Origin of the sequence: Streptomyces tricolor (assembly GCF_002155905.1) — a bacterium.
Lineage (GTDB): Bacteria > Actinomycetota > Actinomycetes > Streptomycetales > Streptomycetaceae > Streptomyces > Streptomyces tricolor.
In genome coordinates, this window is sequence record NZ_MUMF01000953.1 from 1 (window position 1) to 694 (window position 694).

The 694-nt window shown below is 76.4% G+C and carries 1 protein-coding gene; it reads left to right on the forward strand.

The window, feature by feature from the left end:
- The coding region (locus CCN44_RS41850; RefSeq protein ID WP_143650475.1) for a multinuclear nonheme iron-dependent oxidase at nt 1-694 on the forward strand (694 nt) is incomplete at both ends.

Below are 694 nucleotides of genomic sequence, written 5' to 3' on the forward strand. Positions count from 1 at the left end.
CCGACGAGGGGCGGCTGACGGCGCTCGCCGAGCGGGCGGAGGCCCTCGGGGCGCCGCTGGTCACCGAGCACATCGCCTTCGTCCGGGCGGGCGGCGCGCTCACCGCCTCCCCGCGGCTGGAGGCCGGCCATCTGCTGCCCGTGCCGCGCACCCGGGACGCGCTGGACGTGCTGTGCGAGAACGTCCGCATCGCCCAGGACGCGCTGCCGGTGCCGCTGGCGCTGGAGAACATCGCCGCGCTGTTCTCCTGGCCGGACGAGGAACTGACGGAGGGGCAGTTCCTGTCCGAGCTGGTCGAGCGGACCGGCGTACGGCTGCTGATCGACGTCGCCAACCTGCACACCAACCACGTCAACCGGGGCGAGGACCCGGCCGAGGCCCTGGCCGCGCTGCCGCTGGAGGCGCTCGCCTACGTCCATGTCGCGGGCGGCTTCGAGCGCGACGGCGTCTGGCACGACAGCCACGCCCACCCCGTGCCGCGCCCGGTCCTCGACATCCTGACCGGCCTGGCCGCCCGCGTCGCACCGCCCGGCGTACTCCTGGAACGGGACGAGAACTTCCCCGACCCCGCCGAGCTGGTGCGCGAGTTGACCGCGATCCGGGGAGCCGTGGCGGCCGGCCGGTCGCACGCGGCACGCGGTACGGCGGCCAGGGGTACGGCGGTGGCGGGCGCCGCCGGGGCCGGGGGTGTCGG